Genomic DNA, 25,646 nt, shown 5'->3' on the forward strand with positions numbered 1-25,646 from the left:
CTCATGAAGAAGCTACTCATCATCGGCGGGACCGTCTTTGTCGGTCGGCACATCACAGAAGCGGCGCTCGCCGCGGGCTGGGAGATAACCCTCTTCCACCGCGGGCAGTCCGGCACTGACCTATTCCCGGGGGTCGAGCGGATCCTGGGAGACCGCAACACTGATGCGGCCAAGCTGGAGTTTGGGCAATGGGACGCTTGCATTGATGTTTCCGGATACACGCCCACGAACATGCGCGGCCTCTTGGAAACGCTGCGAGACCGGGTGGGGCACTACGTCTTCATCTCCACAATCTCGGTGTATCGTGACGGCCCCGGAGACGCCCTTGACGAGGACGGCCCTGTTCTGCCCGATGAGGGGCTACAGACCGAAGAGGTGACCGGCGAAACCTACGGCCCGCTCAAGGTCCGCTGTGAGCGCATGGTGCGCGAAGCCTTCGGCGAACGGGCGACGATCATCCGCCCAGGGCTCATCATCGGACCGCACGATCGCACCGACCGATTCTCGTACTGGCCGATGCGGTTCGACCGAGAGGCCGTCGTACTCGCCGCCAGCCCCGATTCGATCATCCAACTCATCGACGGGCGTGACCTTGCCCAACTGGCCCTCAAATCGATTGGCCATAGCGGGACGTACAACGCGACGGGATCCGGCGTCACGTGGGGCGAGATCGTTTCGGTATGTCAAGCGGCGACGGACAATGTTTCACGCGTAGTCTGGGCCGATCCCAGTTGGCTGACTGGGCAAGGCGTGCAAGAATGGACGGATCTGCCACTGTGGGTGGCAGATCCCAGCGCACACCGGTCGCTCAGCGATGTGCCCATCACTCGTGCGCAATCCATTGGGCTCACCCACCGGAGCCTCAAGGAGAGTGTCGGCGACCTGCTGGCCTGGCTCCGCGATGGTCGCGGCGACGCTCCGCTGAAAGTCGGGATGACTACCGAACGACAGCAAGAACTTGTCAAGGCGCTGGAAGAAACTCCGGCTTGAGTGCGGCGCCGTGACCGGGTTGTTCAGTGGGCGTGACGACGCCATCGATGATCGGCGCGCCCGTCGCAGGGTCCGGGTTAAGATTCAGATGCGAATCAAGATCAATGTGATCGAAGAGTTCGCCCAGCGCGGCTCCCGCGGCGATCCCAACTGACGAGTCGCTCATGCAGCCGATCATCGTGCCCAGACCGTGCGCCCGCGCCGTCGCGACGATGCGCAACGCTTCGGTAATGCCGCCGCATTTGGTCAGCTTGAGGTTGACGCCGTCGATACAGTGGACAACGGGCGGGATGTCGGCGGACGACCAGATCGATTCGTCAAGGTAGATCGGCAACGGTCGGCCTTCGAAGATGGCAGGCAGCTCGGCTTCATTGCCTTTCTCAAGCGGCTGCTCGACGTAGTCACACCCTCGCTCAGCCAGCCACGCCATCGTCGACCGGGCGCGGGCCACGTCCCATCCGCCGTTGGCGTCCACCCGCAAAGAAACGCCGTACGGTCGGGCAACTTCAGCCGCGGTGGAGTAGATCTGCTGATCGTGCTCCATCCCTTGGGGTGATCCTAGCTTGATCTTGAGTGCTTTGGCCCCGGTGAGATCGAGAATGATGGGGACTCGCTCGCGCACGATTTCCTCGGGCTCGATGCCGATCGTCACACTCGTCGGAGTCGAGCGATTGCTGAGCCCGAGAAGCCGGTACAGCGGCATGTTGGCCTCTTTGGCACGCAAGTCCCACAGTGCGATGTCGAGCGCGCACAGCGCGAAGGGATCCAGCTCCATCTCGCGGGCGCGGGCGTGAACACCGTGAATTGAGAGCCCCTCCAGGTCGCTCGCCACCAGCCGTTCAAGATCCGCTTGCGCCAGCGGGGCCATGGTGTCGGCAAAACCGGTGCGCGGTGCACACTCGCCGATACCGACGTGCTCGCCGCGACGCACGAACACGAAGAGGTTATTGTGCTCGGCGGTCGTGCCTCGGCTGATGGCCAGCGGAAAAAGCTTCTTGAGCCGCAGGGTGAGAAAGGAGACTTCCATGCCTCCTCAAGCCTACCCCTGCTTGAAGAGCCTCTTGATCGCCTCGCTCTGGCGCTCCATCACGACCTTGCGTTTCACCTTCAGGCTCGGCGTGAGCTCGCCGGTTTCGACACTGAATCGTGCGCTGATCAACTCGTACCGCTTGATCTTTTCGTAGTCCGCCAATACCTTGTTCACCTTGTCGATCTCGCCCTTGATGAGCGCGCGGACGGGCTCATGATCCAGGAGGTGCGATGGATCGTCCACCTTCATCCCTTGCTCCTTGACATACGCTCCGACATGGTCGAGATCGGGCACTACGAGGGCACCGACGTACGATTGCCCGTCACCCAGCAGCACGACTTCGGCGATGTACCGGCTCTCGCGCAGCTTCGATTCGATCGGTTGTGGAGCGACGTTTTTGCCGTTCTCTAGCACCAAAATGTCCTTCTTGCGATCGGTGATCTTTAGGTGTTTGCCGACGAACTTGCCGACGTCCCCTGTGTGGAACCAGCCTTCGGGGTCAATCGCCTCGCGAGTGGCATCGGGCAAGTTATGATAACCGCGCATGACGGATGGCCCTTTGATGAGGATTTCGCCATCAGCGGCAATCCGGACTTGGAGGCCGTCGAGCGGAATACCCACGGTGTCGGGGTGGTTGTCGGTGGGTGGGTTGAAGCTCGTCGCTGCGCATGTCTCGGTCAGCCCATAACCCTGGAGTACCTTCAGCCCAAACGCACCGAAGAACTCGTACACGTGCAGCGGCATAGCTGCGCCTCCCGAGACGAAAAACTTCAGCTTGCCACCGGTGCGCGCACGGATTTTCTCGCCGACCAGCTTGTCCAGCAACCCACTCAGCGGTGCGAACCCTCCGCGCAGCTTGGTGGTGCCTTGGGCGAGCGCCATTTCGAATAGGCGACGCCTGATCGGCGGCATTTTCTTCGTTGAATCGAGAATTCTCTCGCGCATCGATTCCAAGAACCGCGGCACGGCCAGCATGATCGTGGGCTGGGCCTCCTGTAGATCGTTTGCGAGAGTAGCGAGCGAGCCCGCGTACACGACGGTCGCGCCAACGCTCGTCGGAAGCACGAGACCCGCAAACCGCTCGTAGACGTGCGCCATCGGAAGCCAGGACAGGAACGTGTCGTGCTCATCGATCGGGAGCTGGCTCCGCACGTTGGTAACGAGCGAGACGAATGCCTCGTGGGTAAGGACCGCGCCCTTAGGATTTCCCGTCGTTCCGCTCGTGTAGATGATCGTGGCGACGTCGGCAAGCGTTGCCTTGGCGATCTCGGCTTCCCAATCGGCTTGCGGCCAGTCGGTGGTTTTCGACCGCTCCAGCAGCGCGTCGGGCTCACCTTTCAAGAGAATCTTCTGGATGTGAATGACGCCATCGATCCGTTCGTGGTGGGGCTGCGACCCACTTACAAAAAGCTTTGCGCGGCAATCGTCGGCGATGTACTTCGCCTGGTCCGCGGGCAAGGTCGGGTAGACAGGCACGAGGATGATGCCAAGCGTTTGGCAGGCCCAGTCCAGCAACGCCCACTCGTAGCAGTTTTCGCTGAAAAGGCACAGTGCGTCGCCACGCACAAGCCCGTATGAGCGGACGGCACCTGCCATCGCATGGACGTCTTTGTACAGCTGAGTAAAGCTGATGTCGCGCCGCGTCTTGCCGTGCGGAATACGCATGGCGACCTTGAGGCCCCAGGTCTGGCAGGAAAGTTGGAACAGGTGTGGAAGCGACTTCGCTTCGCCAAGGTAGGTCATTAGCTAACCTCTACGGGAAGATCGGCTGAAGAGTAAGCCGTCCAACCGCCCCTAAGGCTGACGACGTCGCTAAATCCCATCTGCTGCAGAGACTGGGCCGCAAGGGCACTCCGGTGTCCACCACCGCAGTAGCAAACCAATCGCTGGGATCGGTCGGCCATACGCGGATCGCGCTTTGGGTGCTCCAGATCGGCCCGCACCTCCAGGAACCCGCGGGGCATGAAGATTGCCCCCGGAATATGCCCCGCCGCAAATTCATCGCCCTCGCGCACATCCAGCAGTGTATAGCCTTCAGCCGTCAAGCGGTCTAGATCGGACACTTCGACCTCTGCGACGGTCTCCAGTGCCTGGGTTACGAAGTCCTTCAGCGTCTTTGCCACGGTGCGGCCAAGGTACCCGAATCGACGAGCAAAACCGGTAATCGTCGGGGCTCGTGCGTTCGACTCCAATGGAATCTAGTGATCGGGTGAGCCTTGTGCTCAACGGGTCAAGAATGCACAACACCGGGCGAGGACGCATCAAGAATCGAATTCGGGGGCTAACGCTGGTCGAGACCATGATCAGCACGGTCCTCGTGCTGGTTGGCATCCTTCTCGGGACTGCCCTCTACAGCGCATCGAGTCTGATGAACCGCCAAGCGGCCGCTAGGAGCGTGGCATACGCCGCCGCTCGACAGCAACTGGAAATCCTCCGTGCCCAAGATCAAAGTAACCGTCTCACGGTCAGCGACCAGGCGTTCCCGATTCCGCAGCGCGTGTTGCAGAACTTCCCGGGCGGTAGCAAAGGCGTGAAGATGGAAGGCCGTTACTCGGTTGCACCCGTCAGCGGCTCAACAACACGGCAGCAAGTCATCGTCACGATCTCGTGGCGCAACGCCAGCAACACCAAAGCGGAGACTGCACCGATCTCCGAGGTCTCTCTTTCGGCCATCGTCGCCATGGAGCCCACGACATGAGGAGGACGCAGATAAGAAGTCGGCTTGGCTTCTCATTGGTGGAAATTCTCGCGACGGTGTCAATTCTGATCACCGTCTTCGGCGCTATGACGCTCTTCATGTCGCAAAGCGGAAGGCTTGCACAGAAGAACCAGGATGAGACCCAGACCGTGGCCAAGGCTCGAAAGGCCATTGACGAGATGGCTTCGGACATTGAATCCGCCGACGCCGTCCTGAGGCAGTACCCGCCGACCGGCACACCGAGCGTGGTGACCGATCAAGCGAACGTCTTGATTCTGCGGCAGCCCCAGTTCGCGACGGACGGTTCCATGGTCTCAGGTTCTTGGAACGTGGTGATATACCGGCTCGAGGCTGTCGCCGGACAGGCCGGACCCTTCGCCCTGCGGCGATACACCGGCACGATCGTCGGCGGAGTCGCCAGCGCGGCCAGCCTGAGCAGCACGGTAGCGGAGCAAGTCGGGGGTATGGAGCTTGGCTACACGGCCAGCCAGCGGGTGGTCGGCAGCACCACGCAATCGAGTTATCCGCTCGCTGAGGCATCGTATTCGCAGAAGTCAACCTGCGCCCCGCCGGCACGCATTCTCTACGCAGGCACGGATCTCACCGCGTCAAGTGCTGCCCGAATCTCAGGAGATAGCGGGGGCGGGCTGAACTTGACGCTCAGTGGCGAACTGCCCGCAAACGGAACGCTGGACGTTTCGTATCCGATTATTCCGGCCAGAACTTCTCTCACGGATGGTTTGACCGGCACCTCCATGGTGACAGTCCTGATCTACCCAGTCACCAAGTGGAAGACCACCGGTTTCAAGGAGAAATCGACTCCGCTTAACGTGATGTCTTCAACCTTTTTGCGCAATCGCTAGTTTCAACCAAGGGGACCTATGCAAGAACTCAAACTGCAGCTCAATCGATCGATGCGACGACGACGGACCAAACAGGCCGGCATGTCGCTTGTGACCGTCATGTTCTTCATCGGCGGAATCTCGCTGATCGCGATTTCAGGACTCGCGCTTGCGACCATGGGCAACCGCATGGCGTTCCGATCCGAATCCAAGATCGCTTCGAACACGCTGGCGGAAAGTGGCATCAACCACCTTTACGACGAGGTGCGTCGGCAGATGCAGGCGTCGAATACGTACCCTGAATCGGTCTCGGGCTCGCTCGGAACTGACCTCGACGGCGGGGGAACTCCGGTCGGGACCTACACCGCAGTGGTCGAAAACATGACGACGAAGGAAGTCTCCACCGGGATGGGGGTTCAAACCGAGTGGACGTTCATAGTGCGTGGCACTGGCCGCGCCGCAAATGGAGCTGAGAGTGTCGTGACCGCACGCTTCACCGCAATTGGTGCGGCAGGAACGTCGCAAGTCGATGCTCCCGCCGATCCCTTTGGGCTGTTCATGTTCTCTCCGGGGGCGGTTCAATCGAACGGACCCATCGAATTCCGCAGCGACGAGGGTTTCAATGCGAAGGACCCGAACAACTCGAAGTACCCAAGCGCACATATCGTGTCCAACGCGGGCATCACTTGGTCAACGGTCAGCAAGACGAAGACGGATATCTCCTCATCTAGCTTCTTTACGGTGGAAGGGATGATCATGGCACCGAACATGCCGACGGCAACACCCTACGACGTGACCATCGCCAAGACGGGCATGAACAACCCCAACGGCAAGATCAACTATTCGACGACCTCCTACAATGGCACACAGGCGTACCTGGCCGGGAGCAACTTGGGCCGGCTTGTGGAGTACTTCGAAGAACTCGCTCTCTCGACGGCAAACATGAAGCTGCTGGGCGATGTCGCCACTACAACCACGACCATGCTCGCAGACGCCTCCTCTGGCAAAGTCAAATCCAGTGGCTCTGAGCTCACGGCGATCCCCAAGAAGTGGTACATGCCCACCAAGAGCCAGGTGGATACTTGGGAAGGACAGTGGTTTGCACGAGTGCATGCGGCCGACTCGACACAAATCTGCGGCGACTTGAACTCCAGCGAGTACACCCCTGACAAGAATGGAGTCGTCACCATCAAGACCCCTTTGGTCGTTCACGGCAACATCAATATTCAAGCGGGAACGAAGGTGAAGTTCCTTGGCACGTCGGCGATCGAAGCAGACAACGTCATCTACACCACCGGGGACATCACCAACGAGGGGTCGATTGTAAATGCCGGAGTGACGCTCGTTTCGAATGGCCGGTACTCCGACACTCCAACCAGTAAATACTCGGTGCAGCTCAGCTTTGACGCGGGCGACCCACGATCGGTCCGACTCAAGAAGGCCATCTTGCCCGAGAATGACGATCCTTCGGTCGATGCACGCCGGAAAATGTTGAATGCGTCGTCTTTGGTCAGCCTCCTGCAAGACAAAGAGGCGATCCGTATGGCCTCGTCGCAGAACTCGGCGATCGGACTGGTTTATGCCGCTCGGGGTGGCATTGCGGTCACTTCATCAGACGCGGTTTTCAATGGCTCCTTCATCAGCGGACCCAATGACGCTTACGGTGGTATCCGGATCGCTCCGCGAAAGGGCGGCAAACTAGAGATCCAGTACGAGCAAGACTGCCTGGGACCGAAGGCCGCGTTCATGCTTTCAAAGACCACAGAAGCGGTCACGATCGAGTCGTGCGAATCGTTTACCCCGAGCAAGCTCTTCGGTTGGAACCGCTCGAAGTAGTTCGCGCTACTTTGTACGAGTCAGCATCGCAAACGCGTTATGCGCGTGGATGGACTCGTGGTTCTCGACTTCGATCTGATACGAAGTGATGCGGTCGTCCTGGTCAAAGACCAGGGCGACTTCGCGCACCATGTCCTCAACAAATCGAGGATTCTCGTACGCATGCTCGGTTACGAACTTCTCATCGGGCCGCTTCAGCACCGGATAGAGCGCACAGGACGAGGCCCCTTCGACCATCTCGATGACCTCTTCGAGCCAAACCAACGCGCGGGTATGCAAACTCACCGTCACGTAGCCGCGTTGGTTGTGGGCCCCATACTTGCTGATCTCCTTGCTGCAGGGGCACAAGGTGGCGACGGGGACCACGACGATGATCTCGAACTCGGTCTTCGCCCCGCCGGTCGCCCGGAAAGCACAATCGAACTGCATCATGCCCTGCTTACCGGTGACGGGCGCATGCTTGGTCATGAAGAACGGAAACTCAACATCCAAGTGAGCCGTGCTCGCATGCAATCGCTCGCGCAGCTCGGTGAGGATTGAGGGAATGCTCTCGACGCTTACGGCACCTTGATGCTCGCTCAGCACTTCAAGGAATCGGCTCATGTGCGTCCCCTTGAAATGGCTCGGTAGATCGACGGTCAAAGTGAACGTCCCCACCGTTGCTTGGTGCTCTTGGGCACGGTCGAGCACCGTGATGGGGTACTTCACGTTGCGCACCCCCACGCGATCGATCGGGATGTTTCGCTGGTCGGGGGTCTTCTGCACGTCCGGCAGGATCACCGCGTTGGTCAGCGTTGAAGAGTTGTTCGACTGGTCAATCATGCTGCTCTCAAGTGGATTCCAATCGGAACCTACCCCAACTCCTACGCATCATGAGTCGGCGGCGTTCTCGAACGGGCTCAGAGCGTGTCGTCCCCTTCCAGTTCGTAGTTGGCTGAGAGTGCCAAATAGTCGAAGAATCCGACCTCATCGTCCCGGTCGAGGTCCGCGCGGGCGTCGTAGAAGGGCCCACCGTAAACCTGTTCAAACGAGTCGGACAGGATGAAGTAGTCGAAGAGATCGACGGCATTATCACCATTGCAGTCGCCGTTCGGAAGCGTGATCCCGGGCACATTGACCGTCGCACCCGTGAGGTTCACGTTCGCAACCCGCTTGCGGAGCCACTGCTCAACCTTTGGGCTCACGTTGAACGTCCCGGAAAGGTTGGTCGTGAACTTGTAGGTCCCGTCCGGCTGCAACACGATCGGGAATCGGGCGACGAGACCACTATTGGTCGTGGACTTCACCCGGACGTCCCCCATGATCCCGTACTGCGCGCCGCTTAGACTGTTGAGCGTCACGGTGCCCTGGACGGTGCGCATGGCCGCTCCCGCCACGAATGGCATGTCGATGGTCGTGTCCACACCCGCGCCATTTCGATACGTTCCCCGGACCCAGTAGGTCTGCCCAGAGGTCATCGACAGGCCGGTGAAGTTGACCACATCGCCATCGGGATAGATGACGGTATCGCCTCGCACATTGCTAGCCCCGGCGGTCGTGCCTATTCGGAAGGTCATCTTTTCGATGCTTGTCTCCGTGTCGTACGCCCAGTGCCGCACGGACAAGGTCGTGGTGGTTGGGCTGCTCGCCAACTCAAAGCGTCCGACTCTGGCGGGAGTGGTGTCGAACGGATTGCCGCCGATCCAGAAGTCCACCCCAGGCGTGTTACAGCCCGCCTTGACCGTCACGTTGATCGTGCGGCTCTGGAACTGCGATTCGGCGATGATCACCCAACTCCCGGGATTCAGGCCCGCGAAGCGGTACGCGCCGCCGGCGACGGTGTTGTTCACGATGCCACCGGTGGTCTGACCTGGAAGCCGCGCGGTGACCTTCACTCCGACGGTCGGGTCGCCCATGAACCTCACCAGGCCTTCGACCGATCCGGTCGTCGCGCCACGGGCGTTTTGGTCCAGAAGCGTCGCCTGCATATTGAGGTCACCGAAACCCTTGACTTCGCTCCAAGGCAGGTTGCCACCTGCCGAGCCGATCGCGCCGCGCTCTAGCGCCTGCATGGTCTGGATATTGCTCCAGCCTCCGCGCCGAACTAGCCCGTTCTTGCCCATGTACAGTCCAGCCGCGCCCGCCACATGCGGCGACGCCATACTTGTGCCGTACAGGTAGGTGTAGTTGTTTTGGATCGGCGGGTAGTAGCTCGCCAGATCGTTCAGCGTCACATGGTACGTCGGGAACGGCGCCCAGATGAAGAATAGATAGTAGTTGAGGTTGACATCCTGGAGAATGTCGCCTCCGGGAGCGGCCATGTCGATGTAACTGCCGGTTCCCGAGTAGCTAGTCGCAGGGATCTGTTGCGCCGTACTGGCGGTGACGGCAAGGACCGCCGAGTTGGCGGCTGGGTAGAAGCGACCCAGGTTCGTTGGGGAGTTGCTCTCACCCGCGGCAGCTACAAGAACGCACCCTTTTTGGAACGCGTAAGTTGTCGCTTCCTGCAAAGCAATCGAGTTCTCGGTCGAGCCAATGCTCATGTTGATGACGTCAGCCCCGCGGTCGGCTGCATACATGACGGCTCGCGCCGCATCGACGTCCGTGCCTGATCCCTCTTCGCTGATGATTCGCAGACTCATTCCCTGGCAGTTGTAGCCGGTACCAATGGTTCCGTGCGAGCCATATGCGCCGCTATTGCCCGCGGCCAGCGCGATGCCCGCCACGTGCGTCCCATGGCCGTTGACGTCTGCGCCGTTCGAACCGATCTCAACCTGGAAGTTTGAGAACGAGCGAGATCGAGTCCAGTCCATTTGGCCGCCGAGGTTCCGCCGGGTGCTCGTTCCGGACAAGTTTCGGAAGTCGGGATGATCCATATCCACGCCGCTGTCCACCACGGCAATGGTCGGAGGATGTGCCGGTCGATTGAACGTGGTGAAGTAGGCGTTCGGATAGATCGACCACGCCTCGAAGGCGTTGATGTCGTAGAGTGGCCACATGCGCGGGAAGAGCACTACCGACTCTTCGTCGAGCGCCAGATACATGTCGGGGTTGTCCTCAACGGCATCGTAATCTGGATCGTTGGGGGTTGCCAGGAGCGTGCGAACTCGGTAGACCGGCTCGGCCATAACGCCCCTCGAGCGAAGTTGCCTGACGAACTGATCGATGTCCAGGGTCTCGGGAACTTGGTAGATGGACCAACCCAGCGGACCGAGCTTGGCGGTCAAGGTTCCGTCGGGGACCAGGCTCGTCGCGCCGTCCGCTTGCACTAAGTTGCGACTCTGGGCTGGCGTCAGCTTGACCTTCACGTAGCCCGGCACGATCGATTCTGCTCGAGTCAAGGGCTCGGCCTTCTTGATGGAGCGGATTTCGAATGGGTTGGCGGTCGCGAAGGCCGAACCCAAAGCGGCGACGAATAGAGCTACAGATCGAACGGACATAGATACTCCAGAACCTAGACCCTATTGTAAGGCAGGTTTTCCCCTATGGTAAGCGTGACCCCCGGTCGACGCAGAATGTTCCCAGGTTTTAGGGCGCATAATCATGGCACCCGTGTCCGGCACCGCCTACACCAAGCTGCTGCGCCCACTCCTGTTTCGGCTCGATCCCGAGCGGGTCCACCACATTGGCATGGCGCTGATCGCCCGCGGTTTGATCCGTGCGCGGCTGGTCGTCGATCCGCGTCTGAGCGTCCGTCAGCTGGGTGTCGACTTTCCAAATCCCGTTGGGCTCGCGGCGGGGTTTGACAAGGACGGAGTGGCAATTGATCGGTGGGCGGGCCTCGGGTTCGGGTTTGCAGAGATCGGAACGGTCACCCCCATAGCGCAACCCGGCAACCCGAAGCCCAGACTCTTTCGCTTGCCCGGTGACCAGGCGGTCATCAACCGGTTCGGATTCAACAATCAGGGGGCTCAGGCCATGGCCGCACGTTTGGAGCGGGCTCGTCCGGGGATCCCCATCGGGATCAACCTCGGGAAGAACAAGGAAACCGCCGCCGAAGATGCCGCCGCCGACTACCAAGCCGCGTTTCGGCAACTACACACCTATGGCGACTACTTCGTGGTGAACGTCTCCTCCCCAAATACTCCGGGTCTCCGCGCGCTCCAGGACCGAGCATCATTGGAGGGCATCGTCGCCGCCATGCGCGAAGTCAATGCGATTCGTCCGATCCTGATCAAGGTCTCGCCCGACTTGTCAAACGCCGCGCTCGACGAGGTGATCGAGATGGCGATGACGACTAAGATCAGCGGCTTGATCGCCACAAACACGACTCTGGATCGGAGCAAATTGACCCGGGATCCGGGCGAGCTTGGTGGCCTCTCGGGGGCCCCGCTCCGCACTCGGTCTACCGAAGTGTTGGCCGCGCTCACCCAGGCGCTGGACCCGAGCATGACGCTGATCGGGGTCGGCGGGATCTTCACCGCCGAGGACGTGATCACCAAGCTCGCTGCGGGCGCACATCTGACTCAGATCTACACCGGTTGGGTGTACGGGGGTCCCTCGCTTGTCCCGAGGATTCTGCTGGACTTGCTGGCGCACTTGGATGCGCAGGGGATGAGGCAAGTTTCCGAGTTTCGGGCATAAAGACGCCTCGTGCTGCGGACAGCACGAGGCGTTACGGGCCTTACTTGATCAGGCCTTCGGGGAACCACAGTCCCAGCTCGCGGGCCGCTGCTTCGGGGTCGCTACTGCTGTGGGTGAGATTGTCGTCGATGGTGAGCGCAAAGTCGCCTCGCACCGTGCCCGGGGTGGCTTCGAGCGGATTCGTCGCACCCATCATAGCGCGGATCGCTTTCACTGCGTTCGTTCCGCTCACTGCCATCGCGACAACGGGGCCACTGGTCAGGTAGTCGCAGACGTCCTTAAAGAACGGGCGCTCGGCGTGCTCGGCGTAGTGTGCCTCGACGGTCGCGCGCTCTGCCTTGATGAGCTTCATCGCGGCGACCTGGAGGCCGCGCGCCTCGACGCGTCGCGTAATTTCGCCGATGAGGTTGCGCTGCACTCCGCCCGGCTTGATCAAAACCAAAGTTGTTTCCATAGTCCGGGGTAAGAGGATACCTTTCGGCTAGTTCTTCCAGTCGGCGGCGAAGATGTTCGTCTCCCCGCGGACCTTGCCGTTCCGGTTGCTCGCGAAAACAAGCCGCTTGCCATCGCGCGTGAACATGGGGAACCCATCGAACTCGGGTGTGTGCGTGATCCGGGTAAGTCCCGTGCCGTCCACATTGATCATAAACAGATCAAACTCCCGTCCTTTGGGATCCCCGTAGTTGGAACTGAAGATGATCTGCTTGCCGTTGGGGTGGAGAAATGGAGCAAAGCTGGCGCACCCGAGCTGGGTCACCTGGCGCTTTCCGCTGCCGTCGGCGTTCATGATCCAGATTTCGAGCTTTCCGGGTCGAACTAAGTGCTCCTTCAGCAGGGCGCGGTAGTCGGCCAGTTCGCTCTCCGCGTCGATCTTGTCGCGGCGGTAGACGATTTTCTTGCCGTCCCAGCTGACGAATGGACCGCCGTCGTATCCGGGGTCGTTGGTAAGCCGTTTGATGCCGGTACCATCGAGCTTCGAGCGGTAGATCTCCAGGTCGCCTTCGGAATCACTGGTAAAAGTCATGTAGTCGCCGCGCGGTGAGATCGTGGTCTCGGCCACATAGCTGTTCTTATCCAGGACCCGTTCCAGCCCGGTACCGTCCGGACGCACTCGGTAGATCGAGAATTGGGGGTTAACCATCCAGAGGTACCCCTTGCTCATGTCCAATGGAGCCTGAGCCCCCTTGTTCTTGGCGTGGGTGCTGCTGAAGTAGATCCAGCGCTTGTCGGGCGTGAAGTAGCTGCAGGTACAGCGTCCGAGTCCAGTGCTGACCAGCCGCTTACCCGAACCGTCGGCGTTCATGACGAAGATCTGTTCGTCGGGGTAGCCCGGCTGACGAGACTGGTAGACGATCTGCTTGCCGTCCTTGTCCCAGTACGCTTCGGCATTCTGGCCCCCGAAGGTGAGCTGTCGCAGGTTGGAAAGATGAGCCTCGCGATCGTCGAGCTTGGGTGCAGGGTACTCGGCTCCGCTGGTCTGCATGGCGAGCGCGGCGACGTCATCGAGCGTGCCGAGGGCGGCGTGCTCGGGGCAGCATGGCGGGGTCGCGTTCATCGAAACAAGCAACGAGAGCAGCTTCCACATGCTTAGATTTTGCAATGTCTCCGGGCGCGCTGGCTTGTTGCGCGGCGATATTGTGTAAAGTTAATCAGTACGTGACCGTTAGTGTCGCGTGAGGAATCATATGTTGCACAGGCTAGAAAGTGCGCCGGCCCGCATCGGGGCCGCAGGGGTATTAATGCTGACTGCCCTGGCGGGTGGTTACGTGTTGAGCTCCAGGCAACACGTCGGGAACAGTATGGTCGTCTCCGCGGATGCACCCGCCACAGTGCTCGCGCAGTCCGTCGTGGTGCAGGTTGCCGGGGCCGTCCGAAAGCCGGGCCTGCTGCGCCTGAAAACGGGTGCTCGGGTAGCAGACGCTGTCGAGGCTGCTGGCGGAGAAACGCGTGATGCTGATCTCGGCCAACTAAATTTGGCGGAACCGCTGCTCGACGGATCGAAAATTACCGTCCCGAAGTTTGGTCAAGACTTGGAGACACCCCTGGTCACCACGAGTTCCGCGCCTCCTGCCGGGATCATGAGCCGCCCGAGCACGACGCACATGAGCGGTAGTTCTTCTCCTTCGACACCGCTCGCGCCTGGCTCGATCAGCCTCAATCGAGCGACGCTTGCCGATCTCGACCGGTTGCCCGGGGTTGGACCGTCGACCGCGCAGAAAATCTTGGAGTTCCGCGCTCAGGCGGGAGGCTTCAAGTCGATCGAGCAGTTGATGGATGTCAAAGGGATCGGCCCCAAGAAGTTTGAGAAAATGCGCCCATACTTGAGCCTGTGAACTGGAGCGAGTACTACCGTCGTTCTCTTGACCGGCCCGTCCACCCCAACTACGCACTCCTTGAGCCGCACTTAGATGGCCTAGGGGATGCGATCGAGCTGGGATGTGGCGTGGGGAACGGCGTGTTGTGGCTTCTTGAACGAGGATTGCACGTCATCGCCGTCGATAACGACAACGAGGCGCTGCAGATCGTCGAAGGACGCCTCCCGGACGGGGCAGATTGCCACTTGGTCGGTTCTATGCTTGAGAACCTGGCCCTTCCGGACGTGGATGTAGTCGTAGCCCAGTTCAGCTTGTTCTTCATGCATCCGAAAGACTTCCCTGCTACTTGGGATCGGATCGTCGCAAGCATCCGCCCCGGCGGCTTGTTCATGGGTCAGTTCTTGGGGCCTGACGACGATTGGGCCGAACGCGAATACGTCACGCACACCGCTCAGCAAGTGTCCGAATTGCTGCAAAACTTCTCGATCCTCCACCGCGAAGAAGTCAATCGCGACGGGCTGACGCTGCTAGATGAGCCCAAGCATTGGCACGTGCATCACGTCATCGCCCGCAAGTCGAAGTGACGCCGACCCATTCGGGGAAATGCGAGCAGTCATCGAACCCTGAGGCCCGAAGAGCGGACTGGAACGCGCGCAAACTTGGCTCCATTTCCTCGCCCAGAAGGAAGCTCATACTCTCGAACAGGTAGCTCCGTACGGTGTCAGCAGACCAACCAGACCGCCGCATGGCATCCGCGACAAGCTCCTCGCGATGCTGAGTCAAACTGCTTTCGGCGTCTGATCGCAGTCTGCCCGAAAGCTCGGCGGTCAACCGTTCGCCGCCAATCCAGCCCGCCCACACGAACGGAAGCCCCGAAAGCTCAAGCCACGCTTCACCCAAGTCCATTACATGCAGGCCCTTACCTTCGGCCTCCAACCCGCGGTCGCCGATAAGAACGCACGCATCGGAGTCGCGCAGCATCACGTTGAGATCGGGCGGGGCGGTTCGGGTCACGGGTCGGACACCCACCACCTGGCCGAGCACGACCTGCGCGAGACGATTGGACGTCATCGAGCTTTGATCAAGGCACAGCGTACGAAGCTTGTCAAATGGGACTTGGCTAAAGAGGCGCACACTGCGCACCGCGCCACGCGATCCGATGCAGACTCCGGCTGCCATACGCCGGCCGGGGACTCTCAGTGCGTCTACGCTGCTGACGAGGATGGCGTCCACCCGATCGGCTTCGAGAAGCACGGGCAGTTCGGACGGCGGTGCGTAGAGAACTTCGAATTCGTCAGTCGCGCGTGCCGCCGCCCAAACAAGCGGGACAGCATTGACATACGGGACCGATCCAAGCCGAAATCGTTGCACTACGCTTCATTCTACGTGTTTCCCGACGAACTCTTTCGGGCCACCGCGATCACACTCGAGCCCCACGGTAGCCCCCAGCGTCGGATCAGCGGAGTCTCCCAAGCCATGAGCTTGATGAGCGCGCCGTTCAGCGCATCGCCCACTTGCGGAAGTGAAACTGCCGCCGGCCGACGTCGGAACTTGTCGATTAGCCTCAAGAACACGACAACCGGAAAGAGCCAGAAGACTGAGTAGCTCACCAAGCTCACCTCGAATCCGGCCGCGCCCAGTTGGCGACGCAAGAGGCTGCGGGTGTAGCGTCGCTTGTGCATGAGTGCGACATCGTGTGGTCCCCACAGCCACCGGTAGGCGGGCACACTGAGCACGAGCACGCCGCCCGGAGCAAGGATGCGGTACGCCTCGGCAAATGCAGCCTCGACTCCCTGAATGTGTTCGAAGATGTCGAGGGCAATCATCCCTTCAAACTGGTCCGCACGCAGAGGGACATGTTCGCCGTCGCCTTGTACCAGGCGCGTGAGGCCGCGCTCCGCAGCGAGTTCTAAAGCGATGGAACTGAAGTCAACACCCACCGCGAAGGACTCGGCCTGGAGTTCGGCAAGCGCCGCCCCGGTCCCACACCCAAAATCGAGTAGTTTGCGACCAGAAAGTTGGCTAAGTTCGTCTCTAAGGAGCTCAATGGCGAGCCGACGCCGGGCAACGAACCACCAGTAGCGATCCTCGACGGAGCGCATCCTGAGATATTCGTCAGCTTGCACGGCCCTCGAGACGACCCTTTCGGCCCTTCAGTCGAAGCCGGACCAGGTCGAGCAGCATGCGGCTGCCATCGCGCAAAAAACGGACTTTTGAGCCTTCTTGGTGGGCCCAGCGGATGGGCACCTCGGCAATCTTGTAGCCCAAATCGCGGGCGATCATCAGCGCCTCGAAATCGTAGCTGAACCCGTCCAAGGTGCACCTGGCAAAGACATCTCGTGCGACCGGTTTGGTGAAGACTTTGAACCCACACTGGGTGTCCTGAATCCCGCGGATGGCGAGCATCTGCACGACCTGGTTGAATGCCCGACCGGCGTATTCGCGGTACTTGGGCTGGCGGATCTCCAGACGGCTTTCGCGCAGGGGCCGACTGCCAATAGCGATCTCGTACCCTTCGCGGATCTTGGGGAGCAGCTTCTCGATCTCCTCGATCGGCGCGGCGAGGTCCGCATCCGAGAACAGCAGCAGATCGGCGTCTACTTCGAGCATTGCGCGTCGAATGACAAACCCCTTCCCTCGGTTTGGCTGAGAGTCAATTAGTGTGAATTGGGGATGCTTGATACCAAAATCATTAACGATTCGCGGCGTATCGTCCGTGCTCCCGTCGCTGATGACAACCACCGACCACGGGTACGTCTGGTCCGACAAGTACTCATGCAGTCGCGCCAGGGTTTTGGGCAAACGCACCGATTCGTTATAAGCCGGGACAATCACGGCGAGGGAAGGCTCGCTCAAGGTAGCGAGAGAATACCGCCGCGACCTACTCGACCTGCATGTGTTCGTTGGGAGTCATGCCCGGCACCGAATTGACGATCAGCAGGTTCGACAGCTTGCGCTGCGGCTGCACCAACATCTTGCCCCGGTACTGGAGCGCGGTCGAGGACCCACCGTCCAAGTTCACCGCATCCACAGCCCCTGCTTTGACCATCGCCCAACCGAGCTCGTTCAGAGTGACGGATTGGCTGGTGGCGACGAGCAGCAGCTTTCCGCTGCTTGTGATGCCGGCGGCGGCGCGACGGGCGCGGCCCCAAATGCGCGGGTCACGGAACTGTTGAGCGCGGGGATTCGAGGCCACGACACCATCACGGACGATTCGAACGGTGCCTCGCAAACCGCTCTTGAATCGCGACCAGTCCATTGGTTTGCTGAACGTCGTGTCGAAGATCGCCGGGCGATTGTTCCAGTCGATCGCGATGACCGACCCGCGGGCTCCGCGGGCGAGTAGATCCCCTTCGGAGAGGACATCACCGACGGGCTGACCGTTCGCAGTGTTGAAAAATGTCCCGGTGATGGCGACTTCTGGCTTTCGGGTGCGGACGAGGTCGCTGAATGAGTGCAGCCCGCGAGGGGCCACAGTTGTAGCCGTGGCATAGCCCGAACTCAGGTCTGCCTGGACCACATGAAAAAAGAGGTGACCGCGTTTCATCCCGTGGTACGAGATGGGAGCGCTGGACACTGCAACGGCTGCAACAGTCATTGCCGCAAGGACACTTCCGCTTCGCGTGGTGATCGCCATTTTCTGCTCCTGGTCCAATTGCTCACCTCCCAATTCGGCGGTGAAGCAAGATTGAGACTCTACCTTACGCCAATTTCTTGCCGTTCGACGGCAACTGACCAAAAAAGTCCACCGTCTTCCTACGGGATTTTCAATGCCGGGTTCTCGGCATTGGTGAATTTTCACTGCAGAATGCGCAACAGTGGCCCTTGCGCGAAGCTCGCCCGGGTGGATACAGTATTGGGAAGTATCGTGTGCCACCTCGATCGAGGAGCGGTGACGCCGTGTCATCCGCTTGAAGCGACCCACTCGATGCAGATCATTGTTCTGCATCGCTTCTTAGTTAAGACTTCCGTTTCAATCTTGACGTCTGAGTCAACTATCGAGTTTCAGCTCTCAAGGAGGCTGTGTCGATGAATCGTTCCCTAGGCTTAGGCCGCTTCTCGGCTGGCTTGCTGATCTATACGTTGGTCGTGATCGTTTGGGGTGCGTTCGTCCGAATATCGTTCTCCGGCGATGGGTGCGGCATCCACTGGCCACTCTGCGATGGGCAGATCTTGCCCGCGATGGTCGACAGCAAGACGCTCATCGAGTTTGTTCACCGTATCAGCTCAGGGATCATCGGACCCCTTTCCTTAGGCTTGCTGTATTGGTGCCACCGCGTCGCGCCCAAGAAGTCTCAGCTAAGAAAGTCTGCATTGGCCGTCGTGGCGCTCACGATTACAGAGGGGCTCATCGGCGCTCAGCTCGTTTTGAAGAGCTACGTCGCGGGCAACGCGACGGCTGAACGCGCGCTCTGGGGTGGCATCCACCTCGTCAACACGTTTTTCCTTCTCGCCGCGATGACCATGGTTGTGTGGCTGGCTTTTGGTAAGCCTCAGCTGCGACTGAAAGGCCAGGGACCCGCGATGACCGCCATCGTCATCGGGCTCGTGGGCGTGCTGCTCATGGGCGTGACCGGAGCGATTGCCGCGCTCGGCAACATGGTCGACCACAGCGCTGCCGCAAGCCTCGCCGAAGGGATTCGCAAGGATTTCGATCCTTCTTCGCACTTCCTCGTACGGTTGCGACTGTCCCACCCGCTCATCGCCACGAGCGTCGGCGTCTACGTCGTCTTCTTGATGAGCTACCTCACCAAGGTGCGCCCCGCCGCAGAAATGCGAAAGCTGTCGAACCTGGTCGTCGGCATCTTTGCGTTCCAGATGGTCTTTGGTGTTGCGAACCTGGTGATGCAGCGACCGCTCCTCATGGCGCTCGGTCACCTGCTCGTCGCCGACGTGCTGTGGATTGCGTTGATCCTGGCTTGCGCTCAGGCGCTGAACAAGAACGCCGAGGTCGTACTCCTCGCCGAGCCAACCACCGAGACTCCCGAACCAACCCCGGTCATGGAACCCGCCGTCCCGCTCTGGAAGGCGTACATCGAGCTCACCAAGCCGCGCGTGATCAGCTTGCTCTTGTTCACCACGGTCACCGCCGCATTCATTGCGGCGAAGGGTTGGCCGGGCGGATGGCTGCTCGTTGCGATCACGCTCGGAGGCTATGCCGCCGCCGGTGCCGCGAACGCGATCAACATGGTTTACGACCGGGACATCGACATTCGCATGGAGCGAACGGCGAAGCGTCCCACGGTTACGCACCGGATCAGCAGTGCCAACGCTCTGCTCTTCGCGCTCGTGCTCGAATCGTTCAGCTTCGTGCTGCTCTGGAGCGTGTGCAATCTCTTGAGCGCGGTCATGGCGCTGGCGGGACTGTTGTTCTACGTTTTCATCTACACCATGGCGCTCAAGCGCCGAACCTGGCACAACATCGTCATCGGCGGCGCAGCCGGGGCGTTCCCTCCGCTAGTAGGTTATTCCGCGGTCACCGGCTCGCTCAGTCCGCTCGCTTGGGTGCTCTTCGCGATCATCTTCCTCTGGACTCCGGTGCACTTCTGGGCGCTCGCGCTGCTCATCAAAGACGACTATCGCGCGGCCGGGATTCCGATGCTGCCGGTTGTCCGAGGTGAACGGGCAACGGTGCTGCAGATCGCGCTGTACACCGTCTTGACCGTGATCGTGAGCCTGCTGCCGCTGCTCATGGGACAGTCCGGCCCGATCTACCTGGTGGCTGCCCTCGCTCTCAATGCCGTGTTGTTCGTCCGGACGTTCCAGCTGGTCCAAGCGCCTGACAACGCCAAGGCGCGGACCCTCTTCAAATACTCAATGGTCTATCTGGCCGCCCTCTTTTTGATGATTGCGATCGACCGAGGAGTGCTCTCGTGAGGCAGTGTTCGGGTTATAATCTGGCCTGGTTCATTGAGGGGACTCACGGAAGGCCCCAAATTTGGCTTGTGCAACGCGTGGTCGTCCCATGGACGCCTCGCCATCGAGACAGAAACATGGAGTTGTTGAATGGCTCAGTTATTTAAGCCCTCGGCGAATACTCTGGCGCGCGCCAGTTCGGTACTCGCGGCGGCCCTGCCGGTCGTGGCCATCGTCGTGGGATCCCAGATCACACGATCGCCCGCCAATACGGGCGTCGAGATCCCGCTGGAACAGCCGGTCCCGTTTAGCCACAAGCACCATGCGTACGAACTCGGCATCGACTGCCGGTACTGTCACACGGGCGTGGAAGAGACCGGGTTTGCGGGCCTGCCTCAGACCGAGACGTGCATGACCTGCCACTCGCAGATCTGGACGAACTCACCTTTGCTGGATCCGGTACGCCAGAGCTACCAGACGGGCAAGCCCATCGAGTGGACCTTGGTCAACAAGGCGCCCGAGTTTGTGTACTTCAACCACTCGATCCACATCGATCGTGGCGTGAGCTGCAACCACTGCCATGGTCCGGTGACCGAGATGCAGATCACTTGGAAGGGTAAGCCATTCCAGATGGCGTGGTGCTTGGAGTGCCACACCCAGCCAGAGAAGTACCTCTACGAGGATCCCGAAGCCGCTGCGCGAGGAATGTCGCCCCGGCAGCAGGTCTTCAACCTCTATCTGAAGAAGCAGTCCGATCCGAAGGGGCAGAAAATGACCCCGCAGGAGCAGCAACTCATCCACGGCGGCGAGCAGAAGACCTCGGTCGCGGAGCTCATCAAGCGTGGAAACGAGCTGCTCAAGGAGCGAGGGGTCAAGAAAGATCAGCTCGCCGATTGTACGGTCTGCCACCACTAACATTTTTGTTTGAAAGCACTTAGGGTCTTGGAATAACACGTCGGATGGATACTCAAAATACGGAGCAGTTGAACCTAGAGGTCGTACGCGAAAAGCTCGCACGACGTCGGGGCAAGGAGTTTTGGCGCAGCCTGGAGCAAGTCGCCGAGACGCCGGAATTTCAGGCGTGGGTCGAGGATGAGTTCCCGAACAGACGCTCGATCGCAGAGCTTGACCGCCGGTCATTCTTGAAGTTCATGGGCGCATCCATGCTGCTCGCGGGCGTGGGCGGTTGCCGATCGCTCCGCTTGCCCAGTGAGCACGCATTGCCCTATACGAAGATGCCGGAAGACCTCGTGCCCGGAATGCCGATGCAGTTTACGACGGCGTTCGAGCACAACGGCACCGTCATGGGCCTTGTGGTCGAAAGCCACGAAGGTCGCCCGACCAAGATCGACGGGCTCGAGGCGCATCCGAACAGCCTTGGGTCAAGCAACCACTTTGCCCAGGCCGAGTTGCTCGGCTTGTACGATCCTGACCGGTTTGAAGGAGTCCTCCATAAGGGCCAAGCTTCGCAATGGGAGCTCTTCACCAAAAACATCCGAGCCTCGATTGACGAGCTGAAGCCGCTCGGCGGAGCGGGTCTGTATGTGGTTCTCGAATCGAACTCTTCACCCACGATCCAGCGACTGGCCAAGAAGATCGCGAACAATCTGCCCAATGCGCGGATCGCGACGTACGATGCAGTCGGACATGAATCCGAACGCGAAGGTCTGAACACGGCCTTTGGACAGCCCGCGCGAGCGCACTACGACTTGACTAAGGCGAGCGTCGTGCTCTCGCTCGATGCCGATTTCCTCTATTCGATGGGCGACTCGGTTCGGTTGTCTCGCGAGTTCATGGACGGACGCCGAGTCCAGGGCACCGATGTCGCGAATATGAACCGGCTGTACGCCGCCGAAGCGACTCCGACGACCACGGGCGCGATGGCCGACCACCGCATCTCGCTGAAGCCCCACACCATCGAAGCCCTCGCCCGGCAGGTCGCCGCTGAACTCGGGGTCAGCGTCGCCGACGTTCCGAACGACACGGCGATCCCCACCGCTTGGGTCAAGGAAGTCGCGAAGGATCTGCTGTCCAAGGGATCGCGTGCGGTCGTTATGGCGGGACAGTTCACCAGCCCGGCCGTCCACGCGCTTGCCGCAGCCATGAACTCGAAGCTGGGCTCGCAGTGCGTGCACTACCTCGCCGCACCGGCGCAGGGGATCGATCTTAAGACGCTTCACGCCGACCTCTATGCCGAGAAGGCGAAGGTGCTCATCATGCTCGGTGGCGACCCCGCCTACACGGGTCCAGCCGACCTCATCCTGGAGAATCTGATCAAGCGGGTGCCGGTCTCCGTTCACCATACGCAGTATTTCAATCAGACCTCCAAGGTGTCGACTTGGGTCACTGGCGATTCGCACTTCCTGGAAGCTTGGGGCGACCTGAGGGCGATGGATGGAACGACTTCGGTTGTCCAACCGCTAATCGCACCACTCCACGATACGAAGTCCAGGATCGAATTCCTCGGGCTGCTTCTCTCGGACGCTCGGGGCGGGTACGACATCGTCCGCGAGACCCACGGCGTGACGCCTGCGAACGAATCGGCATGGACGGAATTGCTCAATACGGGAGTGCAAGCTGGCGCGGCTTTGCCCGCGAGTCTGATCCCTGCGGGCCAAATGAATCTCGGTCCGTCGCCCAAACCCAAAGGAACCACCATCGTTTTCCGCCCAGACCCGACGATCTGGGACGGCCGGTATGCCAACAACGGCTGGTTGCAAGAGCTGCCCAAGGTCATGACCACTCTGACTTGGGAAAATGCCGCACTGATCTCGCCGTCGATGGCACAGACTCTGGACGTCCGCGACGGCGACCACGTCTCGGTTGAGGTGAGCGGTGGTCGAGTAGTGATCCCGGCGATGATCTCGGTCGGGCACCCCGATGACTCTGTCACTCTGCACCTTGGCTATGGACGGACCGAAATCGGTTCGATCGGCGAGGGCGCAGGGGCCAACGCCTACTTTGTCCGATCCTCCACGACGCTATGGCACGCCGACGACGCGACCATCAAGCGCGCTTCAGGACGTTCTGAACTGGCACTCACCCAGACCCACCATAGCATGGAGGGTCGCGACATCTTGAAGGCCGCGACGGTGGCGGAGTTCCTGCAGAACCCGACGCTGCACACGGAAGGCGACGAACTGGGCAAGAAGGCCGAAGAGGGGATCGAAATGTTCCCCAGCTACAAGACCGAGTTCCCGTTCGAGGGCCCGCAGTGGGGCATGTCGATCGACCTCAACGTCTGCACTGGTTGCCACGCCTGTGTAACCGCCTGTCAGGCCGAGAACAACATCCCGGTCGTCGGTAAGGATCAGGTTCGCAAGGGCCGCGAAATGCACTGGATTCGCATCGACCGGTACTACCGAGTCCGAGGGCACAGCGCAGAGGAAGCGGCCGCTGGCGTGATGACGAAGAACGTGGAGATCACGAATTCGCGCGACATCACGGACTACGGCGACTCGCTCAAAGACGTGCTCGACTCCAAGAATCTGGAGACAGTATTCGCTCCGGTCGCCTGTATGCATTGCGAGAAGGCACCGTGCGAACCGGTTTGCCCGGTCGCCGCGACGGTGCACAGCCACGAGGGGTTGAACCAAATGGTCTACAACCGCTGCGTCGGCACCCGCTACTGCTCAAACAACTGCCCCTATAAGGTGCGTCGCTTCAACTTCTTGAACTACACCGACAACCAGGCGCAGTTCATGGATCGCCACGAGGTCGCGAACGGCCTTATCTCCAGCGAGAAGCCGCACGGGCGCGAGTACCTGAAGCTGATGAGCAACCCGGACGTCACCGTTCGTGGTCGCGGCGTCATGGAAAAGTGCACCTACTGCGTGCAGAAGATCAACAAATCAAGAATCGCTGCCAAAAAGCAAAAGCGCGACATCCGTGACGGTGAGATCGTCACCGCGTGCGAGGCGGCCTGTCCGACTCAAGCGATCACGTTCGGCAACATCGCCGATCCGACGAGCCGAGTGAGCAAGCTCAAGGCTGACGTCCGGACTTACGCGATGCTGCCCGAGCTCAACACACGAAACCGAACAACCTATATGGCTCGACTTCGCAATCCGAACCCGGCCTTGGAGAACGCATAAATGGCGACCTTACCCAGCGAGAATAAGACCCTCCTGACCGATCACCGTTCGTATGCGGCGCTCGACGAGATTCTGGGCGGCTTGGTCCTCAACCAGAGGCAGCACCAAGACAACAAGAAGTGGTTCCGCTTGCTCGGAATCGGCTTCCTGGGCGTCAACTTGATGCTGGTCTCGATCGCCTGGCTGCTGTACCAAGGCATCGGTGTCTGGGGTAACAACCAGCCCGTCGGATGGGGTTTCGATATCATCAACTTCGTCTGGTGGATCGGTATCGGCCACGCGGGCACTCTGATCTCGGCAGTCTTGCTGCTCCTGCGACAGCAATGGCGCAACTCGATCAACCGCTTTGCCGAAGCCATGACCCTGTTCGCGGTCATGTGCGCGGGTCTGTATCCGCTTCTGCATACAGGTCGCCCATGGGTCGCGTACTGGCTGTTCCCCTATCCTAACGTTTTGGGGATGTGGCCACAGTTCCGCTCGCCGCTCATCTGGGACGTCTTTGCGGTTTCCACGTACATCACGATTTCGGCGGTGTTCTGGTTCGTCGGTCTAATCCCCGACTTTGCCACGATGCGAGACCGCAGCCCCAAACTGTGGCAACGCAAGCTGTGGGGAACGCTGGCCGCTGGCTGGCGCGGCTCGACCAAGCACTGGCACCGCTACGAGGCGGCGTACCTCATCCTCGCTGGTCTTTCGACCCCACTCGTTCTTTCGGTCCACTCGATCGTGTCCTTCGACTTCGCCGTCTCGATTGTCCCGGGCTGGAACGTCACGATCTTCCCGCCGTACTTCGTTGCCGGCGCCGTCTTCGCCGGTTTCGCCATGGTTATCACCTTCGCGATCCCGCTTCGGCATTGGTACAACCTGAAGGGCATCATCACGATGAAGCATATCGACTGGATGGCGAAGATCATGCTGTCCACCGGCCTCATCGTCTTCTATGGCTACATCATGGAAGTCTTCTACGCCTGGTACAGCGGCAACCCGTACGAACTCTTCCTGAAGGAGAACCGCATGTCCGGTCCATACGCCTGGGCGTTCTGGTCACTCTGGGTGTGCAACGGCCTGATCCCACAGATGCTCTGGTTCCCCAAGATTCGCCAGAACCTGACGGTCCTGTTCATCATCTGTCAGTTCGTTTCGATCGGCATGTGGCTCGAACGGTTCGTCATCATCCCGATGTCGCTGCACCGCGACTACGTCCCAAGCGCCTGGGGGCTCTATACGCCCACCATGTGGGACTGGGGAATGTTCCTCGGCACGATCGGCTTCTTCGTCTTCTTGATGATGCTCTTCGTGCGGTTTGTCCCGATGATCAATATCTTTGAAATGAAGGATCTGCTTGAACGCATTCGCCACGAAGACCACGACTCGCACGGCCACGAGCCGGTGGGCGCGGCTACGGAAGGAGGCGCTCTCTAA

22 protein-coding genes are annotated in these 25,646 nt (G+C 60.3%); 11 read left to right on the top strand and 11 right to left on the bottom strand.

The annotated features are described in order from the left end of the window. The first annotated feature begins 3 nt into the window (after nucleotides 1-3). Complete coding sequence (locus JNM85_04525; GenBank protein MBL8087321.1) at nucleotides 4-990, top strand: NAD-dependent epimerase/dehydratase family protein; 987 nt, start codon at nucleotides 4-6, stop codon at nucleotides 988-990. Here JNM85_04525 and JNM85_04530 read toward each other — a convergent pair. The 3 genes from JNM85_04530 to JNM85_04540 are packed head-to-tail and all read right to left on the bottom strand — an operon-like array spanning nucleotide 962 to nucleotide 4,212. Next, nucleotides 962-2,017, bottom strand: coding sequence for a dipeptide epimerase (locus JNM85_04530; protein ID MBL8087322.1), 1,056 nt, complete (start codon nucleotides 2,015-2,017; stop codon nucleotides 962-964). The two genes, JNM85_04525 and JNM85_04530, sit on opposite strands and share 29 nt — an antisense overlap. 12 nt (nucleotides 2,018-2,029) lie before the next feature. Then, nucleotides 2,030-3,763 (bottom strand): long-chain fatty acid--CoA ligase, encoded by a 1,734-nt coding sequence (locus tag JNM85_04535; GenBank protein ID MBL8087323.1) that lies wholly within the window; start codon nucleotides 3,761-3,763, stop codon nucleotides 2,030-2,032. After that, the gene (locus JNM85_04540; protein MBL8087324.1) at nucleotides 3,763-4,212 is read right to left on the bottom strand and encodes a hypothetical protein; all 450 of its coding nucleotides are present in this window, start codon (nucleotides 4,210-4,212) and stop codon (nucleotides 3,763-3,765) included. Before JNM85_04540 ends, JNM85_04535 begins: the two co-directional genes overlap by 1 nt. Between JNM85_04540 and JNM85_04545 the strand changes: the two genes are divergently transcribed. Genes JNM85_04545 through JNM85_04555 form a run of 3 tightly spaced genes read left to right on the top strand, consistent with a single transcriptional unit; the run spans nucleotide 4,212 to nucleotide 7,396 of the window. Beyond that, on the top strand, nucleotides 4,212-4,718 hold the full coding sequence (locus JNM85_04545; GenBank protein ID MBL8087325.1) for a type II secretion system protein: 507 nt from the start codon (nucleotides 4,212-4,214) through the stop codon (nucleotides 4,716-4,718). The two genes, JNM85_04540 and JNM85_04545, sit on opposite strands and share 1 nt — an antisense overlap. 56 nt (nucleotides 4,719-4,774) lie before the next feature. After that, on the top strand, nucleotides 4,775-5,581 hold the full coding sequence (locus tag JNM85_04550; GenBank protein ID MBL8087326.1) for a hypothetical protein: 807 nt from the start codon (nucleotides 4,775-4,777) through the stop codon (nucleotides 5,579-5,581). Nucleotides 5,582-5,599: 18 nt separating this feature from the next. Further along, the gene (locus JNM85_04555) at nucleotides 5,600-7,396 is read left to right on the top strand and encodes a hypothetical protein (protein ID MBL8087327.1); all 1,797 of its coding nucleotides are present in this window, start codon (nucleotides 5,600-5,602) and stop codon (nucleotides 7,394-7,396) included. A gap of 6 nt (nucleotides 7,397-7,402) precedes the next feature. On the opposite strand, the gene JNM85_04560 is transcribed toward JNM85_04555, so the two are convergent. Then, nucleotides 7,403-8,218, bottom strand: a complete 816-nt coding sequence (locus JNM85_04560; protein MBL8087328.1) for a GTP cyclohydrolase I FolE2 — start codon at nucleotides 8,216-8,218, stop codon at nucleotides 7,403-7,405. Between the two features lie 77 nt (nucleotides 8,219-8,295). Then, nucleotides 8,296-10,815, bottom strand: coding sequence for a S8 family serine peptidase (locus tag JNM85_04565; GenBank protein ID MBL8087329.1), 2,520 nt, complete (start codon nucleotides 10,813-10,815; stop codon nucleotides 8,296-8,298). A 103-nt stretch (nucleotides 10,816-10,918) separates the two neighbouring features. Between JNM85_04565 and JNM85_04570 the strand changes: the two genes are divergently transcribed. Beyond that, nucleotides 10,919-11,959 (top strand): quinone-dependent dihydroorotate dehydrogenase, encoded by a 1,041-nt coding sequence (locus JNM85_04570; GenBank protein MBL8087330.1) that lies wholly within the window; start codon nucleotides 10,919-10,921, stop codon nucleotides 11,957-11,959. 40 nt (nucleotides 11,960-11,999) lie between these two features. On the opposite strand, the gene ndk is transcribed toward JNM85_04570, so the two are convergent. Beyond that, a complete protein-coding gene (gene ndk / locus JNM85_04575; GenBank protein ID MBL8087331.1) occupies nucleotides 12,000-12,413 on the bottom strand; it encodes a nucleoside-diphosphate kinase in 414 nt (137 codons plus the stop codon). A gap of 27 nt (nucleotides 12,414-12,440) precedes the next feature. Next, nucleotides 12,441-13,544: a PD40 domain-containing protein gene (locus JNM85_04580; protein ID MBL8087332.1), complete on the bottom strand. Its 1,104-nt coding sequence runs from the start codon at nucleotides 13,542-13,544 to the stop codon at nucleotides 12,441-12,443. Nucleotides 13,545-13,698: 154 nt separating this feature from the next. Here JNM85_04580 and JNM85_04585 point away from each other — a divergent pair, with 154 nt between their 5' ends. After that, on the top strand, nucleotides 13,699-14,292 hold the full coding sequence (locus JNM85_04585; GenBank protein MBL8087333.1) for a helix-hairpin-helix domain-containing protein: 594 nt from the start codon (nucleotides 13,699-13,701) through the stop codon (nucleotides 14,290-14,292). Next, on the top strand, nucleotides 14,289-14,858 hold the full coding sequence (locus JNM85_04590) for a class I SAM-dependent methyltransferase (GenBank protein MBL8087334.1): 570 nt from the start codon (nucleotides 14,289-14,291) through the stop codon (nucleotides 14,856-14,858). Before JNM85_04585 ends, JNM85_04590 begins: the two co-directional genes overlap by 4 nt. On the opposite strand, the gene JNM85_04595 is transcribed toward JNM85_04590, so the two are convergent. From JNM85_04595 to JNM85_04610, 4 genes are read right to left on the bottom strand one after another with little or no spacing between them, the layout of a single operon-like run. Continuing rightward, nucleotides 14,836-15,645: a menaquinone biosynthesis protein gene (locus tag JNM85_04595; GenBank protein ID MBL8087335.1), complete on the bottom strand. Its 810-nt coding sequence runs from the start codon at nucleotides 15,643-15,645 to the stop codon at nucleotides 14,836-14,838. The genes JNM85_04590 and JNM85_04595 overlap by 23 nt on opposite strands. An 11-nt stretch (nucleotides 15,646-15,656) precedes the next feature. Further along, entirely contained in the window at nucleotides 15,657-16,376 is a 720-nt protein-coding gene (locus JNM85_04600) for a class I SAM-dependent methyltransferase (GenBank protein MBL8087336.1), read from the bottom strand. 13 nt (nucleotides 16,377-16,389) lie between these two features. Next, the gene (locus tag JNM85_04605; protein ID MBL8087337.1) at nucleotides 16,390-17,130 is read right to left on the bottom strand and encodes a glycosyltransferase family 2 protein; all 741 of its coding nucleotides are present in this window, start codon (nucleotides 17,128-17,130) and stop codon (nucleotides 16,390-16,392) included. Between the two features lie 25 nt (nucleotides 17,131-17,155). After that, nucleotides 17,156-17,929, bottom strand: coding sequence for a phosphodiester glycosidase family protein (locus tag JNM85_04610; GenBank protein MBL8087338.1), 774 nt, complete (start codon nucleotides 17,927-17,929; stop codon nucleotides 17,156-17,158). A 374-nt stretch (nucleotides 17,930-18,303) separates the two neighbouring features. On the opposite strand from JNM85_04610, the gene JNM85_04615 reads away from it, so the two are divergent. The 4 genes from JNM85_04615 (at nucleotide 18,304) to nrfD (ending at nucleotide 25,646) form a co-directional block, all read left to right on the top strand. Continuing rightward, nucleotides 18,304-20,151, top strand: a complete 1,848-nt coding sequence (locus tag JNM85_04615) for a protoheme IX farnesyltransferase (GenBank protein MBL8087339.1) — start codon at nucleotides 18,304-18,306, stop codon at nucleotides 20,149-20,151. Nucleotides 20,152-20,280: 129 nt separating this feature from the next. Continuing rightward, nucleotides 20,281-21,045, top strand: coding sequence for a cytochrome c3 family protein (locus JNM85_04620; GenBank protein MBL8087340.1), 765 nt, complete (start codon nucleotides 20,281-20,283; stop codon nucleotides 21,043-21,045). A gap of 44 nt (nucleotides 21,046-21,089) precedes the next feature. Then, nucleotides 21,090-24,224 (top strand): TAT-variant-translocated molybdopterin oxidoreductase, encoded by a 3,135-nt coding sequence (locus tag JNM85_04625; protein MBL8087341.1) that lies wholly within the window; start codon nucleotides 21,090-21,092, stop codon nucleotides 24,222-24,224. Beyond that, the gene (gene nrfD / locus JNM85_04630) at nucleotides 24,225-25,646 is read left to right on the top strand and encodes a polysulfide reductase NrfD (GenBank protein ID MBL8087342.1); all 1,422 of its coding nucleotides are present in this window, start codon (nucleotides 24,225-24,227) and stop codon (nucleotides 25,644-25,646) included.

Source organism: Chthonomonas sp., assembly GCA_016788115.1.
Taxonomy (GTDB): domain Bacteria; phylum Armatimonadota; class Fimbriimonadia; order Fimbriimonadales; family Fimbriimonadaceae; genus UBA2391.

Coding starts and splice junctions, on each gene's coding strand:
- JNM85_04560 (MBL8087328.1), bottom strand. CDS start 8,218: ATGATTGACCAGTCGAACAACTCTTCAACGCTGACCAACGCGGTGATC.
- JNM85_04620 (MBL8087340.1), top strand. CDS start 20,281: ATGGCTCAGTTATTTAAGCCCTCGGCGAATACTCTGGCGCGCGCCAGT.
- JNM85_04535 (MBL8087323.1), bottom strand. CDS start 3,763: ATGACCTACCTTGGCGAAGCGAAGTCGCTTCCACACCTGTTCCAACTT.
- JNM85_04555 (MBL8087327.1), top strand. CDS start 5,600: ATGCAAGAACTCAAACTGCAGCTCAATCGATCGATGCGACGACGACGG.
- JNM85_04565 (MBL8087329.1), bottom strand. CDS start 10,815: ATGTCCGTTCGATCTGTAGCTCTATTCGTCGCCGCTTTGGGTTCGGCC.
- JNM85_04525 (MBL8087321.1), top strand. CDS start 4: ATGAAGAAGCTACTCATCATCGGCGGGACCGTCTTTGTCGGTCGGCAC.
- JNM85_04570 (MBL8087330.1), top strand. CDS start 10,919: ATGGCACCCGTGTCCGGCACCGCCTACACCAAGCTGCTGCGCCCACTC.
- JNM85_04615 (MBL8087339.1), top strand. CDS start 18,304: ATGAATCGTTCCCTAGGCTTAGGCCGCTTCTCGGCTGGCTTGCTGATC.
- JNM85_04625 (MBL8087341.1), top strand. CDS start 21,090: ATGGATACTCAAAATACGGAGCAGTTGAACCTAGAGGTCGTACGCGAA.
- JNM85_04600 (MBL8087336.1), bottom strand. CDS start 16,376: ATGCGCTCCGTCGAGGATCGCTACTGGTGGTTCGTTGCCCGGCGTCGG.
- JNM85_04530 (MBL8087322.1), bottom strand. CDS start 2,017: ATGGAAGTCTCCTTTCTCACCCTGCGGCTCAAGAAGCTTTTTCCGCTG.
- JNM85_04585 (MBL8087333.1), top strand. CDS start 13,699: ATGCTGACTGCCCTGGCGGGTGGTTACGTGTTGAGCTCCAGGCAACAC.
- JNM85_04580 (MBL8087332.1), bottom strand. CDS start 13,544: ATGTGGAAGCTGCTCTCGTTGCTTGTTTCGATGAACGCGACCCCGCCA.
- nrfD (MBL8087342.1), top strand. CDS start 24,225: ATGGCGACCTTACCCAGCGAGAATAAGACCCTCCTGACCGATCACCGT.
- JNM85_04545 (MBL8087325.1), top strand. CDS start 4,212: ATGGAATCTAGTGATCGGGTGAGCCTTGTGCTCAACGGGTCAAGAATG.
- ndk (MBL8087331.1), bottom strand. CDS start 12,413: ATGGAAACAACTTTGGTTTTGATCAAGCCGGGCGGAGTGCAGCGCAAC.